Origin of the sequence: Pseudomonas sp. 478, from assembly GCF_003254125.1 — a bacterium.
GTDB lineage: Bacteria > Pseudomonadota > Gammaproteobacteria > Pseudomonadales > Pseudomonadaceae > Aquipseudomonas.
In genome coordinates, this window is the sequence record NZ_QKZG01000004.1 from 93783 (window position 1) to 109624 (window position 15842).

Genomic DNA, 15842 nt, shown 5'->3' on the forward strand with positions numbered 1-15842 from the left:
CCATGCGCGGGCTTTTTGTTGTCAGACTTGCAGCGATATCGCTACAAGGCAAAAACCGTAATCGAAGCTCTATCCTCGGAAGTTCGAATTACCGGCTAACAAACTGTTATGCCCTCCCCCATCAGAAATCGACGGTGGGGCGAAAGCGTTTTCACTGTTGAGGCGTGCAGACTGGATCAAGCCCATGTTGCCGATCGGTTGGGCACAAGATCACGCTGGGCCAAACATCCAGTCATGCAGAGCTTCAATGACGCAGATTCAAGGCTTGATCTGGCCCTGATTAGCGCAAAAAGAGCCTAGTCCGAGCAACACGGCCGAACGTTTGGGTTTCAGATACGACTCGATCCGCGTCAGGGTGCAAGGCGCCAGGGCTTGCAATGCCGCAGGAAGCGGCTCCTGGACAAACAGCAGGCCCGGCGTATGGGCTACGCTGCTGGCTTGCGACTCGGTGATCGAACTGACGGGCCGCCCCATGTAATAGACCAGGCGAATGTCCGCAGCTCCCAAGCTATAGGCCGGGACGTTTGGGTACGCATCGGCGGCGGCTTTTATCTGCGCAAATCCGTCGATCCGATGGGCAAATACCCGCCCTTCAAGACCCAAGTAGAACAGCGTGTATCCCGCCAGTACCACGGCCGGAACAATGCGCAGACTCCAGCGCTGCCAAGGGTGCCGGGCCTGGGTCAGCAGTTGGCTCCAGCGCCAGGCCAACAGCAGGGCGATGGCCGGATAGATAGGCAACAGGTATTTGGCGTGCTTCTCGGTGAACAGCGAGAACAGCAGCAGCGGCACCAGAATGCAGCACAGCAACAGGGTCAACTGCGGACTCAGGCGGATGGCGTGCCAGAGTTGCCGCGGCCGCACCAGAAGTATCAGCCAGAAGGGAAAGAAATCCCCACTCAGATACAACAGATAGGCGTACCAGGCTTCTGCCCCCTGGCCATTGATTTTCTTGACGATGTCTTCGTTGACGATGGCCGACCAGACGCTCCAGCCCTCCTGCATGGACACCGCCAGATACCAGGATACCCCGACCAGCACCGCAAGCATCCAGCCCCAGCCGTCACACAGAAAAGCTCGGGCCAGACGATCGCGACAGATCAACGCATAGACCAGTATCGGCGCGGTCACCCACAACAGGCAGACCGGCCCCTTGGTCAGCAAGGCACAGCCGAGCAGCCCGTAACTGAGCCAGACCCAGATGCGACCGCCTTGCGCGAACAGAAAGCGCCATGCACAAAACAGCGCCAGCAGACACAGGCCGGTCAAAGGCATTTCTATTTCCGCCCGGCGGGCAAACAGGCTGAACCCGGCATTCGCCGCCAGGAACACCACAGCCAACAACGCCACCTGTCGCCCGGCGAAAGCATAAGCCTGGCGATACAAGGTCAGACAACACAGCGTCGCAAACAGCGCCGAAGGCAGGCGCACGCTCCATTCGGAGAGGCTGCCCAGCAGTGACGTGCTGACCAGGGCCAGCCAATAGAACAGCGGTGGTTTGGACAGGTACAGCTCGCCGTTCATGTACGGCAACAGCCATTGGCCAGCCTCGTGCATTTCCCGTGTCGTCACGGCGCGACGGGCTTCATTGACGCTCAGGAACGGCAAACTTCCCAGTCCCCAGTAAAACAGCAGCAGGAGCAACACTGCCACGCCCAGGGTTGGCCAATCCAGCGCGCGCCGCGCGGCTTGCATCGGCCGCAATACCTCGCCTTCTGTTCTCATACGCGCCTCACTCCTTTTCCAAGATGCACGAGAATGCGTGAGTCCGCTCAACGGGCTCATCGTGTTTTCGTGAACTAATAACAACAGCACTCGCCAATAGCGCGGGCAAGTACAGGGCTACTTTTGGCAGATGGGCAAGTTGCACGAATAGCGCCACCGCCCACATGAAAAGCGGAGGTTTGTCTGCGTAAGCCAATCGCTCTAACCGCGAAGTAAATAGTCGTATCCGCACCGATTCAGTCCTTTTTTTCCAGCTCGTGGCTTTCCTGCTCACGATGTTTTGCAATCAATTGCAAATTGCGCAAGTACACAATAAAACCGAAGGACTGGCCGACTATAAAAACCGGGTCTTCGCGGTAGATTGCGTACGCCAACAACAGCGCACTGCCGACGATACTCAGGTACCAGAATCCAACAGGTATCATGCTGCGTTTTTTGTATTCGCTGTATAGCCACTGCAGGACAAAACGCCCGGTAAAAGCCAACTGGCCAACGAAGCCAACGGCCAACCACAAAGTTTCTCTGCCCATGTCAGACCTCGGTTTCCTGGGCGTTGACTTCCAGGCGGGTGCGTTTTATCAGCCACCACACCCCGAACAAATCAACTATGCCCACAAGGGCTCGGTCGAGGTTGCCGTAGTTGGAAACTCCTGCACCGCGCTCACGGTGGTTCACTGGTTGAATCAACATTCGGCCGTTGTGACGACGGATCAGCGCAGGAATAAAACGGTGCATGTGATCGAAATACGGCAAGCGCAGAAACGCCTCGCGTTCAATCAATTTGATACCGCAACCGGTATCGGGCGTTTGGTCTTTCAGCAGACGACTGCGCAGGTTGTTGGCAAATCGCGAAGCCCAGCGTTTGCTCGCCGTGTCCCGGCGGTTCACGCGGTGACCCGCCACCAGTTTGACCCCGCCGGGTTTGCCCTCCGAACCACGGACCAAATCGAGCATTTTCGTTAAATCGGCTGGATCGTTCTGACCATCACCATCAAGGGTTGCCAACCAATGCCCACGTGCCACTTCAGCAGCGTGGTAAATCGAGGTGCTCTGCCCAAGGGAACGAGCATGACTGAGCACCCGCAACTGACTGTAGCCATTACCTTGTAATGTCCGTAATTCGGTGGCTGTGGCATCGGTGCTGCCATCGTCAACCACTATGACTTCAAAGGTCTCGTTGGCCAGCGCTACACGCACTTCCTCCAGAAGTGGGATGAGGTTACCGGCTTCGTTTTTTGCCGGAATCAGGACCGACACATAAGGCGTTTCTTGCATGACATTTCCATAAAAAAAGCTGAGGTGTGAGCGGCTAGACGCCGTAATAGATGCGGTACCAATCGACAAACGAATGAACGCCGTCGCCTGACTGCAGCGGCATGAAATTATTTATTGCGCGGATTTCCAGTGCCTCTTCAATGCACTCGACAAACTCCAGAAGCTTCACCGGCGCGCCAAAGCCGATGTTGTAAACCTTGCTTTGCGCGTTGGTTTCGCACGGCAGGCTTCCAGCATGTCGACCACATCCAGCAACTGGAACTCGAAATTGCGGCGGTCGACGTCAATGAATTCAGAAAGCACAACAACGGCGTTTCCACCGGCAACACGTCTAGCGTTAACATCCTTGCCGCACTTCCGACGACACACTTCTACCAAGCCGACATAGTCGTTACTAACAACGGTCACTTCCATAAATCACTCTGCATGTTTGCAAGGCTCTTCTGTACCTGCGGAGGCTTATAATCAAAACGAAATGAAAATTTTGTGAGCGGCAAAGGTGATAGCGAAAAAAAGCTTTAAATAATGCGTTTTAGAGGAGAACAGGTTTCAGGAGGCCACCTTAACGAATCCGTTTGATACCGTTTAAGTGCTGCTGGGTGCCACCACGCCAGTGCTGATGGCCTTGATCTCGAAAACCGCCGACAACTCGCAAACGGGCCACGTGATGGGATGGATGGTTTCAAAAAGCGTTTGAGGGACTCGGTACAACTACGCCTGTCCGTGACGCTATCGCTGGCCATCCTGATCGTTGCGGTGCTGGCCGGGATTTTTGCGTTTGTCTCTGCGTTCGACGAGGCCCACGAAATGCAGGACGACACCTTGCGTCAGGTGGCCGTCTTGTTTGATCGGCAGCAGGTGTCCCTACCCTATCCCGCGTCCCAGGAAGTCGATGGCGACAATGAAGAATCCAGGGTCATCGTGCAATACCTGGCCGATGGCAGTAAAGCAATCGGCAACGATGACCCCCTGATACCACTGCCCTTCCCCACCACACTGGCCGATGGCCTCTCGACCTTGAATGTCATCGACGAAGACTTTCGTGTGCTGGTCAGAACAACCGCCCGCGGTGAACGCATCGTCGTCGCTCAAGAAACCGGCGTCCGCGACAAAGAAGCCCGCGAGAGCGCCTGGCGAAGTTTGCTGCCGTTTCTCATTCTGTTTCCGGTGCTATTGCTGGCGGTGGGCGACCTGGTGCGCAAACTGTTCCGTCTGATTGCCGCCCTTTCGGCTGACATCGATCGACGCGATGAACAGGCACTGCACCCTATCGACGAGCACGCCCCCTCTTCCTGCGTTCACCCGCTGAAGGCAATCCTGCGATTAAGTACCGAGTTGCCAAAAAGATTCGGGACGCCTGACCGTTTTCGGGGATGACGGGGTTGTCGGTTCGGGATGTGACGCAGTGTTCTGCATTGATGGTCAGCGCGCAGCCAAGATAGGTCCAGGACAAAAGGTATCTTTCGTTTTACCTGCCAGCGAAGTGAATCTCGGTACCGGGCTCGCCGAGTCTGCTGAACCGATAGCCGAGCGCATCGGACCGGCTGCATTGGGCCCGTCGGCGGCCGGTCACGCTAATTTGATGGCGCCGCCCTGAATGTCGTCGCGCGCCAATCGCAAGTCATTGGCGTCCTGATTGAGGCGGTGAATCAGGTTGAGCAGCCGCTGGCGCAACAACTCGTCCTTGATCTGCTCAGTTGCGCGCATTACATCCAGCGCCGCCATCTCGTTATTGGTGGCGACTGAGTCGAGCAACTTGCGCATGCTTCGTGATGGCCGATTCATCTCTTGCACCTTAATTCCATTGCCGCGAATTGTATTGCCCGAATATTACGTCCGTGTTTCAGCTCCTCAAATTCGGTCGAATTCACGGACTCACAAAAATGGCCGTAGAGCGTCAGCGACTCTGGTTCATAACCATCGGTCAGTGTCAGATGACGAACCTGCATCCGACCGACATGCCACAGCTGATCGTTACACATAGCGTCAAACGAAAAGCGCCATGACGGCCGCAATTCGGGCCGTTTTTATAGTGTTTCAGCTTCGCGCAAAGTCAGCGGGCTGTTCTGGATGTAGCGTGCAATCTCGTCCTTGCGCATGAATGCGACCCCCGGCCGGCTTTTGGCGTAACGCAGAAACTCGTCCCAGACCCTCACCATCTGTGGCGAGCCGCTGATGCGGTCATGAGCGCTGACCGACATCAAGCGGCGGCGTGTGCCGGCTTCTTCGTAGAGTTGATCGAAATCCAGCTTGATCTGCTCCAGGAACTGGGTCGGCGAATAGTTACGGCCTTCGATCAGCAGGATGTCGTTGTTGCGCAGCGTATATGGCACCACGACGAAGTCCTTGCCGTTGACCTGTTCAATGAAAGGCTCATCGCGACTCAGATCATCGATGTGGTAGACGTAGCCCAACTCTTGTAGCAACGACAACGTGTTCGGACCACGCCGCAGCCAGTTGCAGTTGTAGCCTATCGGTCGCTGGCCCGTGACTTCTTCGACCATGCTGGCTGCCTGGATGAGGAACTGCTTCTCCTCCTCGCGGCTCATCGCATACTGGGAACTCCAGCGAGGACCGTGTCCGGCTGCTTCATGGCCGCGCGCAACGATCTCTCTTGCCATTTCGGGATGCCGCCGAGCGGCCTCGCCGATCATGTGCGAGGTCACCTTGACATGGTGGCGATCCCACAGATCGAGCATGCGTGGAATTCCCTCGCGATAGCCGTAGGCGAACCAGGTATTGGCTGCTGGATCCGATGGAATGTCCGGCGGAAAATCTACCTTGGGGAAAGGACTGTCCGTACCTTTGGACGGCTGTCCACCCGCCTCAAATTGCATGGAAATGGAAATGACCAGCCGAATGCCGTCAGGCCAGAACTGACCATGGCGTGGCGTAGTCACGAGCTTTGACGTGGAGGGAGCAGCTTGCGCGGCTGCGACGGTAGGGAACACCGCACTCGCAGCAAGGACGCCCGCTGCCGCCCCGGCTCGATTGAGAAACGTCCGGCGGCTGACTTGCTCCAATGTATTCGGGCCGTCAGCAATGGGTTCATGGTCAATGTTCATCAGTGCAAATCTCCTTACTTGGCAATCAAGCCGAGCTGTTGCAGCAGGGTCAGATTGTCTTCGAGATGCCAGTTCTCAGCGATGCGACCTTCGACGATGCGATAAATATCGGTCGCGATGAAGTCGATCGGCTGCCCTTTGCCCTGGACGCTCTTGAACCGACCGGTAAAGTGGCCAGTGAAATGCAAATGAGCGATGACTCGGTCGCCAACCACCATCATCTGCTCCACTTCACACTGGATATCGGGAATAGCCGCATGCATCGTTCTCGAGGCCGCGATCGGCCCGGTAATGCCCTGGGGGCGACCTGGCGGCAGTGTTGAATCCTTGAAGTCGGGTGCCAGGGCGGCGCGCGCGAGAGCTTCGTCGCCGGTGGTCCAGAACGTGCCATAGCGGCGTGCGGCCAGGATCTGCGCCTCGACCTGTGCCTTCGCAAGACTATGGTCGACGATCACAGTGCGGGGTTGGACGAGCGAATCGGTCGCGGCGAAGACGGGGGTCAGCGCGACGGTGGCCAGGGAAGTGAGTAACCAACAACTTGTGCGGGTCAGGCGCGCAACAGGCAAAAGCGACATGAGGATTCTCCAATCGATAGGTAATGAGGGATACACGGTCGAACTGCAGTTTGAAAGGCTCGGCGGCTCAGGGGATGACTGATTGCTGATTGGGGACCAGTTCGATGACGACGCCCGATGCCATTGCGACGAACAACTGGCGTTCGCCCGCAAGCGGCACTTCATTGAGCCCATAGTGAATGCCGCTGAGTCGAATCCGATCGAGCAACTGCGACTGTTTGTTCATGCCACTATTTTGCGTAGCCCTCCTCAATTTGATAATTGACGTATTATTTGAATAACTTTCAAAAAATTTCGAAATATCATGGACTACCTAGGCGACATCAGGCTGTTTGTCGAAGCAGCAAATCTCGGTGGATTGTCGGCTGCAGGTCGCAAGCTCGGGCTATCCCCCGCTGCCGCGAGTGCGCGCCTGGTTAAGCTCGAATCTGTGTTGCATACGCGCCTGTTCGAGCGCACGACACGCCACCTGCGCTTGACGGATGAAGGGCGGACGTATTTGTCCTATTGCCAGCAGGCACTCCAGGCACTCGACGATGGCAATGCCTTTCTCCAGGCTGGGAAAAGCGTCGTGGGTGGCAAGATGCGAATATCCGCTACCTCGGATTTCGGTCGCAACGTGTTAAAGAACTGGCTTGACCAGTTCAACACGCAATACCCTGAGGTCAGGTTCGCGCTGGTGCTATCGGATTCGCTGTCGAATTTGTTGCAAGACGATATTGATCTCGCCATCCGATTTGGCGTGCCGCCGGACAGTTCCTTCGTTGCCCGCCCCTTGGCACCCAATCGGCGCGTGCTGTGTGCATCGCCTCGATATCTGGCAAAACACGGCGCCCCCGAACATCCACGGGATTTGGAACGTTTCGACTGCATTGTCCTTAACTCTGTCGCCGGGCCTGCAAACGACTGGCGCTTCATCCGAAATGACAAAGTCGAAAGTTATAGGGTCCCGCTTGCAAACGCTCGCGAGACGAATGATGGCGCGGTCGCTCGAGAGTGGGCGGTTCACGGTTACGGCATTGCAATGAAATCGATGTGGGATATTGGCGCAGACCTACGAGCAGGACGCTTGAAGATTCTATTGCCGCAGTGGCGGTCTGAGGACGCGCCGGTACATGCCCTATATCAACGTAACCGGTATATGGCACCTCGCGTACGCGCCCTTCTCGAATTTCTGATCGAGCGCTTTGCAGAAGAATCCAGCAACCTGGACGAATATTTGAGCTGATACTTTCGGATGCAGCTGCAAGAAGCGACGAAGCGGCGGCATAGGTGACTTTCGCGCCGGTGCATCAGTGCGCAATTACAAACTCGATCACTGGATAAAAGGATGGTGACGTTGTCTCTCACTCTGAGTGACTCGCCTGAAAAAGCTTCAACAATGTTCGATCGACTAGGGTGCTGAACGTCACAACGTTCAGCACCCTCTGACTCGCTCACTTCCTCTCGCGGTTCACTACTCCCTTCCTGTTTGAAAGGAAGCGTTGGATTGCCCTCGCTATCCGCAGTTGTCGAAGCAGATTCGGGCTGATTGTCAGCCCTGTCATTTCAGGATTTATTTCCACCAATACTCGACCTGAACACCTACGTTGGAGCCTTGCAGGTCTGTACCAAACGCACCGGTATCAGACAGCGCCGATCCCGGAGACTGCAAGCTGGCGGCGCGTTGCGCAGCCTTGTTCCAGGTAGCGTAGGTGTAATACAGACGAAATTCCGGCCTGTCCCAGAATCCGGGGCCCTTCGGTGACCAGGTAGGCGCGATGGTGTACTTAGTGAGTTTTCGGGTACCGTCTGCAGCTTCAACCTGGTCGCGCCCAACTTCGGTAATCAACTTGAACTGGTCCGTGAACGCATAAATTGGCCGAACACCAATGGATAACCAGTTCTGATCATCACCATCAGGGCGCGTGTCTTTTTGATAGACCAATTCAACTTGACCACTAAAAGCATGGGTCATTTGCCAGTCGAAAAACTCCACGAGCCGCCAGCTCTTGTTGCTCTCATCCAACGTGGTATCACCGGTGTAGCCCAATGCGGTGCCCGGCCCTCGGCCGTATTGAACAGCGAACTTGTTGACTCCGCCAAGAAACGCGACCTGCTTGTGCTGGGCAACCACCGACCAGCCCTGATGAGCATTCTCGCGGCTCGGCTTGTCCAGATAACTGACGCCCAGTTGAACCTCGCCACCGGGATTTGTGTTGAATCCGCTGACCGTCACATCATGACGGGTAACAAAATCCTTTTGGAAGACGTTGTCCTTGCGTGAGAGCACATAGCTGTATTTCAGATCTCCCAACGCGACCTGGTCGAACCCAAAGCCTGTTGAGCTTTGGTTCCAGTAGAAGTAGTCGGAAATATTGATGTCGTTTCGGTTGTAGTAACGACGGCCCGCCCAGAAAGAACCGCCATTCAATGCCGGCATCTTGCTCCACTCAGCGTAGAGCTGGCTCATCCGCGTATAGCCGTGCTCCCCGTCAAATTTTGGTTCATGGCCATATTCGTTATAAAACTGTGCCATGCCTTCCACGCTGACCACCGAGCCGTCGTCCAGTGAAAGCAGATCCTGGCGCAAATCCAGCTCCAGATATTGCTCACATTCGTTGCCAAGACGGTATTTGGATTGCGCGCCCGGTAGCTGAAAACACGACTGTTTCCCTCCTTGAGTCGAATCCCCTACTCCGGTTCTGAAATAACCACTGAAGTCTGTTGAATACGCGTCAACGGGCAAAAAGCCGACAGCAAAGGACGCACCCAGAACTGCGCTGAGAGTTTTAACGTTCATTCATAACACCTTTTGTTTGTTATATTTATTGGATAAGGCCAACGCGAACAGCACGCTTTTAATCAAAGTACGCGGTTAACTCCCACGCACCTGTTTCAGAAAGGGAAATACCAAGTTAAATCGAATAGAAAAGGCACCGCTGAACCAATGAGAAAAATCCAGGCATTGCCGGCGCAAAGTGACCAGACGAGCTAACGATAAGGCATTACCCGTCCAATCTTATGAGGCTCTACCCCCGATGGCGTCCTCGGAAGAAATCTATAAGACCCTGCGTAGATGAATCATCAGCCGGTTGCGCGTCATAGCGAGTCAGGAGGTTATGGACGTTGTTACTTAGCTCCTTGCCCAGTTCCACGCCCCATTGATCAAACGAATTGATTCCCCAAATTACACCTTGGACAAAGACCTTGTGTTCATATAGGGCGATCAGCGCACCAAGGCTATGTGGATTGATGATCTCAAGAGCAACTGTATTGCTTGGCCGGTTACCGGGGATCACTTTATGCGGTGCCAGTCGTTCAATCTCACTGGATGAAAGGCCTTTGGCTTTTAGCTCTGCCTCAGCTTCACTGCGGGTTTTGCCCCACATCAGCGCTTGGCTTTGAGACAAGCAATTGGCATACAGCCATTCCTGATGATCAGCCACTGGATTGTGGCTGACCACAGGCACAATGAAGTCAGCTGGAATCAGAGGCGTTCCCTGATGCAGCAACTGGTGGTAAGCGTGCTGTCCGTTACACCCCACGCCGCCCCAGATTACCGGGCCCGTGGTGCAAGACACTGACGTGCCGTCATGACGAACACTTTTGCCATTTGACTCCATGTCCATCTGCTGCAGATGCTTAACGAAGTTGCGCAGATAATGGTCATAGGGCAAGAAAGCATAGCTTTGCGCACCCCAAAAATTGTGATACCAAACGCCGAGTACCGCTAAAAGAACAGGAAGGTTCTGTTCCAATGGTTCGTTCAGGAAATGCTGATCCATAGCGTATGCGCCGGATAGCAGTTCCTTGAAGTTAGCGATACCAATGGCCAGCGCAATCGGCAGGCCAATTGCAGACCATAGTGAGTAACGGCCACCAACCCAGTCCCACATAGGAAATATGTTTGCTTCACGGATGCCGAAATCCAGCGCTGCCTGGCGATTACTGGTCACAGCAATGAAATGGCGATATAGCTTCTCTTCCGTCCCGCCCTTAGCCAAGTACCAGCTACGAGAAGCTTGTGCATTCTTCAAGGTTTCAAGAGTACCGAAGGTTTTACTGGAGATGATGAACAGCGTTGTTTCTACGTTCAGTTCGGCTGTAACCTCTCGGAACTCACTGCCGTCGATATTAGCTAGATAATGGCACCGCACCCCATGCCGAGCAAAAGGCGCCAGCGCCTCAGAGACAAGCTCCGGGCCCAGAAATGAGCCACCAATACCAATGTTTACGACATCGGTGATGACCTTGTCGTTGTAACCACGCCACAGATGGTTATGGATACGACTCACAACGTCAGTCATCTGCGCCAAGGCTCCATGCACATCGCGCATCAAGTTGCGACCATCGACCATCAAAGCGTCTCCCACTGGTCGCCGCAGCGCCGTATGCAGCACTGGACGCCCCTCGGAGCAATTGATTTTCTCTCCACTGAACATGGCACGCGCGGCCTGTTCCACGCCTGCCTCGCGAGCAAGGTTTACAAGCAATGAACGCGTTTCGTGAGTGATCAGGTTTTTGGAGTAATCCAAAAACAGCCCGCAGCCCGCCAAGGAAAAGTCTTGAAAGCGTTTACTGTTATCTCGAAAGGCATCGCGCATACTAAAATTTTTCATGCTCTCTCGATGATCGAGCAGATTGCGCCATGCCGGCAGTGCAGTCACATCATTCGTTTTGTTGTAGTTATTCATGCTCAGCCCTTCTTCGCCAATACGGCTTGTGCCGTCTCAATCAACTCTTTTCTTGCCATTCAAATGCGGGCGTTTTGTAACTGTGCAAACGCAGAAGCGCCATCACAGGAATAAGCCCTGCATTGTGCAGTTACGACCCATTATCGGATTTAGTTCCGCGAGGCCAGCGTTCTCCATCGCGATTAAAATAAATGTTTATCTCTATAACGAAATCATTGAAACCTGACGAAAACAAAACCGAACGCGGGACACTCAAGCAGAAAACACTGCAAACATGCATATCCGTGCACGACAAATGGAAACCAGGTACTAGTCATTTAGTTTCAAAGTCATTCAGGCGGCGAGACGTGGACTAGCATCAACTAATTCGCGTCTGCACCGCTAAATCCTCAGGACGAAACCCTGAGTACCGTCATTTGGGAGCGCCGCAAGAATCTCGCTGGATTAAAGAGGGTTTCAATCTAATAGTCTGACGTCTACCCTCAGGTTGCTTGATACGCTTCAATAAAAGCTTCACAGCCTGGGCCCCGAGCTCCTCGAGAGGTTGCGCTACAACTGTCAGTCTTGGGCTAAAAGCATCCGCCCAGTCGAAATCGTCAAAGCCAACCAGCGCGATATCCTTTGGCACCTCAAGCCCCGCTTCACGAAGAGCCTGCATTGCACCAATGGTCATCAAGTTGTTTGCAGTCATTATTGCGGTGGGCGGGTGCTCTAGCGATAGCAAATGGCGAGTGGCTTCCATTGCCGGCGCAATCGCCGATTCACCACAGCAAACCAATTGATCTTCGTACTCAATTCCAGCGTCAGCTAAAGCCGCACGGTAGCCGTCAATTCGCTCATGAGAAGAAGACTGGGTCAATCGTCCGGAGACCATCCCGATACGCCGATGACCAAGCTTAATCAAATGTGCAATCAACTCTTGAGAGGAGTGCTTATTCTCTACCCCCACCTGATCAAAAGACGTCGAGAGAAGTCGATCGATGAGAACCGTGGGTATCTTGTTGGCTTTTAAGTAATCAAATACTCGATTTTCCGGATCATATTCCGAAGCGAGTACAATCCCGTCAACACGTCGCTCATGCAGTGCCTTGACCGCTTTGAGTTCCTGTTCCGGATCTCTTTGCGTATTGACCAGTATCATCATCAATCCGCTTTTCGCGCATGCCGCTTCGATGGCACGTACTGTTTCACTGAAGTAATAGTTTGAAAGCGTAGCAATCGCCACACCAATAGCACCCGAACCCGAAGAGGAGCGAGCCAGAGACCGAGCGAGTGAGTTTCGAATATAGCCTACGGACTCTACAGCCTGATTCACACTACGGACGGTGTCAGGATGTACTTTACGAGTACCGTTGAGTACATGAGATACCGTAGACATTGATACGTTCGCGGCTCTCGCGACATCGCTCATCTTTGCGCCCACTGTGTATCACTCCTTTCTCACGTGATTTGATGGATAGCGCTGAACTCATGTCCAGTTGCTACCTATTGTAAAGCTCACGGCGAGAAAATGCGTCGATGGCTCTCGGAATTGATGCCGGGGCGAGCCCGCAATTTCGTGAAAGACCCAGCGAGATGCACAGCGCATCTGAAATCTGTAAATCGAGATGGTGGAATCCGCTATGCAGCATAGCCGGGCACTCCTTTTTATTATCGTAGCGATCATCCTGCGAACCAATTGATGGACGCAGCAGCGCTTGTTGAAAAAAGCATAGCCGAGACGAAAGCGCTTGCGCAAGCGCTTTCCTAACATCCTATTCACCTCCTCTTTGATCGGGGCTTCCCTAGGGGATGGACATGGAAGTGCTTTTTGGAGAATTCCTCGAACGAAAAGGAAAGCGCTTGCGCAAGCGCTTTCCTTTCGACTATGTTGCTCGAACAAGAACACCGATGAGAGGTTTCAACTACTTCTCAAATCGGTAGATAAGGAGTTAACAGCTATGCTGAGCACTGGATCTGAAAGCCCCCCTCCTGCCCTATTGGAAATGCATTCCATCTCGAAGTCATTCAATGGGGTGCGCGTCCTGCATGACATTGACCTCAGTATTTTCCCAGGACAAATCCACGCGCTAATGGGCGAAAACGGCGCCGGAAAATCCACTCTGATGAAAATACTATCGGGGGCCTATGTTGCCGACAGCGGCACTATTCGAATCGACGGATGTGAGATTCGAAACTATGGCGTGAACGATGCGAAGCGCCATGGCATATCCGTCATCTATCAAGAGCTCAGCTTGTGCGCGAATATGAGCGTGGTGGAGAACATCTACCTGGGTAGAGAAATCCGACGATGTGGCGTTATAAACCGCAAGGCAATGACCGAAGGTGCGCTCGTAGTACTAAAGCGACTTGGCGTTACATTTGATCCGCACGCACTGGTCGGTACTTTGTCGATTGCGGACCAACAACTTGTTGAAATCGCGCGTGCAATTCATGCCGATACGCGAATCCTGGTGATGGACGAGCCTACAACGCCGCTATCCACAAAAGAGACCGAAAGTCTTTTTACATTGATTCGCCAGCTACGTGATGATGGCGTCGCGATCATCTATATCAGCCATCGTATGGCCGAGATATACGCATTGTCCGATTGTGTTTCGGTACTCCGGGACGGTCATTACGTCGGTTCGCTGGATCGCGTCACGCTGTCAGCTGAAACCCTGGTCCGGATGATGGTTGGCCGCGATGTTTCCGGCTTCTACGCCCATGAGCGTCCTTTGTGCTCTTACGAGCAACCGATACTACGTGTTCGCAATCTTACAGATGACTTCAAAATTCAGGATTGCAGTTTCGATCTGTATGCCGGCGAAATTCTCGGGATTGCAGGACTGGTGGGTTCTGGAAGAACCGAACTTGCCCGATTAATCGCAGGCGTCGACGCGTACTCAGGCGGAAAGATTGAAATGGACGGCGAAGTTGTAGTCATACGCTCTCCTCGCGATGCAAGTAACGCAGGCATCGTCTATCTGACAGAAGACCGCAAAGCACTGGGCCTTTTTCTCGACATGAGTGTCCACGACAATATCAATGTATGTGTTGTGGGAAGTGATGCTCGATATGCGGGGTTCGTGGACCGAACCGCCGGAACTGGACGTACCGAACAAGCAATCCAGGCACTCAATATCAAAGCGTCCTCCGATATCAATGTTGGAGCGCTGTCCGGAGGCAACCAGCAAAAAGTTTTGCTGGCTCGTCTGCTGGAGATGAAGCCCAGGGTATTGTTTCTCGACGAGCCTACATCGGGTGTCGACATTGGGGCTAAATCAGAAATATATAAAATCATCAATGCATTAGCAGCATCCGGCGTTTGCGTAGTGATAATTTCAAGTGAACTACCAGAAATCGTTGGAATTGCCGACCGTGTATTGGTCATGTGTGAAGGTAAACTTGTCACCGAACTCGGTGGCCACAGCGGTCTTGATATCACACCTGAAGCCATTATCGCGTCTGCCACAGGCAGCGACAGGTTGACTCTAGCCAACGGAGACTTAGTCCAATGACTTCCCCACTGCAAAACAAAGTAGCAAGTGACTTCACCACGCCTGGTGTACGAAGCATCGCCGGAGTTTCCACCCAGGATAAAATGCGCCAATTGATGAGAGTGGCGGGCATGCTGCCCGTATTGTTACTCCTTTGTGTGGGCTTTGGACTGATGAGCGAGAGCTTTTTCTCGGTTCAGAATTTCTCGATCATCAGTCAGCAAGCCTCTATCAATGTGGTATTGGCGTCAGGTCTGACTTTCGTGATTTTGACAGGTGGAATCGACCTTTCGGTTGGTTCGATTCTGGCTGTTTCCGCAGTAGTGTCGCTATTGGTATCGCAAGTTCCGGGGTTTGCTCCCCTGGCCATCGCTGCGGGGCTTGGAGTCGGACTGTTACTAGGGCTCGTCAATGGTGTATTGGTCGCGTTTGGTAAGCTACCGGCGTTTATCGTCACGCTAGGCGGATTGACTGCGATGCGTGGAATCGCACGCCTTATCGGCGAAGACAAAACGGTTTTCAATCCCGACCTGTCCTTTGCTTACATTGGAAACGATACGTTGTTCGGGGTGCCATGGCTGGTTGTAATCGCGGTAGTCGTGGTTACTCTTTCGTGGGTTATTCTTCGACGTACGGTGTTAGGCGTACAGATTTACGCAGTGGGCGGTAATCCTGAGGCCGCACGGTTGTCGGGAATCAAAGTCTGGAAAGTCCTGTTATTTACTTATGCCCTGTCCGGTTTATTGGCGGGCGTGGGGGCCATCATGACTTCCGCTCGACTGATGGCTGCTAATGGACTGCAAATGGGGCAGTCTTATGAACTCGACGCTATCGCCGCCGTTATTCTAGGAGGCACGCGCTTTACAGGAGGCGTCGGCACTATCGTCGGTACGCTAATTGGCGCCCTGATTATCGCTACACTTTCCAATGGCCTGATATTGCTGGGAGTCTCGGATATCTGGCAATACATTATCAAAGGTGTTGTCATCATCGGAGCGGTAGCCCTCGATCGCTTTCGGCAGTCAGGTGCACGAACCTGAATCAATA

General features: G+C 53.7%; 15 protein-coding genes and 1 pseudogene. 4 read left to right on the forward strand and 12 right to left on the reverse strand.

The window, feature by feature from the left end:
* Positions 1-258: 258 nt before the first annotated feature.
* From DFS28_RS10225 to DFS28_RS10250, 5 genes are all read right to left on the reverse strand, one after another.
* Entirely contained in the window at positions 259-1725 is a 1467-nt protein-coding gene (locus tag DFS28_RS10225; protein ID WP_256596857.1) for a glycosyltransferase family 39 protein, read from the reverse strand.
* A 236-nt stretch (positions 1726-1961) separates the two neighbouring features.
* Positions 1962-2255 (reverse strand): lipid-A-disaccharide synthase N-terminal domain-containing protein, encoded by a 294-nt coding sequence (locus DFS28_RS10235; protein WP_008154156.1) that lies wholly within the window; start codon positions 2253-2255, stop codon positions 1962-1964.
* A 1-nt stretch (position 2256) separates the two neighbouring features.
* Positions 2257-3000: a glycosyltransferase family 2 protein gene (locus DFS28_RS10240; RefSeq protein WP_111449644.1), complete on the reverse strand. Its 744-nt coding sequence runs from the start codon at positions 2998-3000 to the stop codon at positions 2257-2259.
* A gap of 34 nt (positions 3001-3034) precedes the next feature.
* A complete protein-coding gene (locus DFS28_RS30805) occupies positions 3035-3169 on the reverse strand; it encodes a hypothetical protein (protein ID WP_256596858.1) in 135 nt (44 codons plus the stop codon).
* On the reverse strand, positions 3166-3414 hold the full coding sequence (locus DFS28_RS10250) for a hypothetical protein (protein ID WP_111449645.1): 249 nt from the start codon (positions 3412-3414) through the stop codon (positions 3166-3168). Before DFS28_RS10250 ends, DFS28_RS30805 begins: the two co-directional genes overlap by 4 nt.
* Before the next feature lie 258 nt (positions 3415-3672).
* Between DFS28_RS10250 and DFS28_RS10255 the strand changes: the two are divergent.
* A pseudogene (locus DFS28_RS10255) lies at positions 3673-4368 on the forward strand (two-component sensor histidine kinase); the annotation flags it as partial.
* A gap of 201 nt (positions 4369-4569) precedes the next feature.
* Here DFS28_RS10255 and DFS28_RS10265 read toward each other — a convergent pair.
* From DFS28_RS10265 to DFS28_RS10280, 4 genes are all read right to left on the reverse strand, one after another.
* Positions 4570-4785, reverse strand: a complete 216-nt coding sequence (locus tag DFS28_RS10265; RefSeq protein ID WP_008154187.1) for a hypothetical protein — start codon at positions 4783-4785, stop codon at positions 4570-4572.
* Between the two features lie 242 nt (positions 4786-5027).
* Positions 5028-6065, reverse strand: coding sequence for a polysaccharide deacetylase family protein (locus DFS28_RS10270; RefSeq protein WP_111449647.1), 1038 nt, complete (start codon positions 6063-6065; stop codon positions 5028-5030).
* A gap of 14 nt (positions 6066-6079) precedes the next feature.
* Complete coding sequence (locus DFS28_RS10275; protein ID WP_111449648.1) at positions 6080-6640, reverse strand: ester cyclase; 561 nt, start codon at positions 6638-6640, stop codon at positions 6080-6082.
* A gap of 67 nt (positions 6641-6707) precedes the next feature.
* Positions 6708-6866: a hypothetical protein gene (locus tag DFS28_RS10280; protein WP_178082204.1), complete on the reverse strand. Its 159-nt coding sequence runs from the start codon at positions 6864-6866 to the stop codon at positions 6708-6710.
* Between the two features lie 78 nt (positions 6867-6944).
* On the opposite strand from DFS28_RS10280, the gene DFS28_RS10285 reads away from it, so the two are divergent.
* On the forward strand, positions 6945-7868 hold the full coding sequence (locus DFS28_RS10285) for a LysR family transcriptional regulator (protein WP_111449649.1): 924 nt from the start codon (positions 6945-6947) through the stop codon (positions 7866-7868).
* Between the two features lie 327 nt (positions 7869-8195).
* Here the strand turns inward: DFS28_RS10285 and DFS28_RS10290 are convergent, their stop codons facing one another.
* The 3 genes from DFS28_RS10290 to DFS28_RS10300 all read right to left on the reverse strand — a co-directional run bounded on the left by DFS28_RS10290 (position 8196) and on the right by DFS28_RS10300 (position 12739).
* Complete coding sequence (locus tag DFS28_RS10290; protein ID WP_111449650.1) at positions 8196-9422, reverse strand: carbohydrate porin; 1227 nt, start codon at positions 9420-9422, stop codon at positions 8196-8198.
* Between the two features lie 229 nt (positions 9423-9651).
* Positions 9652-11316, reverse strand: a complete 1665-nt coding sequence (gene pgi, locus DFS28_RS10295; protein ID WP_111449651.1) for a glucose-6-phosphate isomerase — start codon at positions 11314-11316, stop codon at positions 9652-9654.
* 412 nt (positions 11317-11728) lie between these two features.
* Complete coding sequence (locus DFS28_RS10300; RefSeq protein WP_111449652.1) at positions 11729-12739, reverse strand: LacI family DNA-binding transcriptional regulator; 1011 nt, start codon at positions 12737-12739, stop codon at positions 11729-11731.
* A gap of 517 nt (positions 12740-13256) precedes the next feature.
* Between DFS28_RS10300 and DFS28_RS10305 the strand changes: the two genes are divergently transcribed.
* Entirely contained in the window at positions 13257-14816 is a 1560-nt protein-coding gene (locus DFS28_RS10305; RefSeq protein WP_111449653.1) for a sugar ABC transporter ATP-binding protein, read from the forward strand.
* Complete coding sequence (locus DFS28_RS10310; RefSeq protein ID WP_111449654.1) at positions 14813-15835, forward strand: ribose ABC transporter permease; 1023 nt, start codon at positions 14813-14815, stop codon at positions 15833-15835. The genes DFS28_RS10305 and DFS28_RS10310 overlap by 4 nt, the downstream gene beginning before the upstream one ends.
* Positions 15836-15842: the final 7 nt, after the last annotated feature.

Coding starts and splice junctions, on each gene's coding strand:
- DFS28_RS10225 (WP_256596857.1), bottom strand. CDS start 1,725: ATGAGAACAGAAGGCGAGGTATTGCGGCCGATGCAAGCCGCGCGGCGC.
- DFS28_RS10235 (WP_008154156.1), bottom strand. CDS start 2,255: ATGGGCAGAGAAACTTTGTGGTTGGCCGTTGGCTTCGTTGGCCAGTTG.
- DFS28_RS10240 (WP_111449644.1), bottom strand. CDS start 3,000: ATGCAAGAAACGCCTTATGTGTCGGTCCTGATTCCGGCAAAAAACGAA.
- DFS28_RS10250 (WP_111449645.1), bottom strand. CDS start 3,414: ATGGAAGTGACCGTTGTTAGTAACGACTATGTCGGCTTGGTAGAAGTG.
- DFS28_RS10265 (WP_008154187.1), bottom strand. CDS start 4,785: ATGAATCGGCCATCACGAAGCATGCGCAAGTTGCTCGACTCAGTCGCC.
- DFS28_RS10270 (WP_111449647.1), bottom strand. CDS start 6,065: ATGAACATTGACCATGAACCCATTGCTGACGGCCCGAATACATTGGAG.
- DFS28_RS10275 (WP_111449648.1), bottom strand. CDS start 6,640: ATGTCGCTTTTGCCTGTTGCGCGCCTGACCCGCACAAGTTGTTGGTTA.
- DFS28_RS10280 (WP_178082204.1), bottom strand. CDS start 6,866: ATGAACAAACAGTCGCAGTTGCTCGATCGGATTCGACTCAGCGGCATT.
- DFS28_RS10285 (WP_111449649.1), top strand. CDS start 6,945: ATGGACTACCTAGGCGACATCAGGCTGTTTGTCGAAGCAGCAAATCTC.
- DFS28_RS10290 (WP_111449650.1), bottom strand. CDS start 9,422: ATGAACGTTAAAACTCTCAGCGCAGTTCTGGGTGCGTCCTTTGCTGTC.
- pgi (WP_111449651.1), bottom strand. CDS start 11,316: ATGAATAACTACAACAAAACGAATGATGTGACTGCACTGCCGGCATGG.
- DFS28_RS10305 (WP_111449653.1), top strand. CDS start 13,257: ATGCTGAGCACTGGATCTGAAAGCCCCCCTCCTGCCCTATTGGAAATG.
- DFS28_RS10310 (WP_111449654.1), top strand. CDS start 14,813: ATGACTTCCCCACTGCAAAACAAAGTAGCAAGTGACTTCACCACGCCT.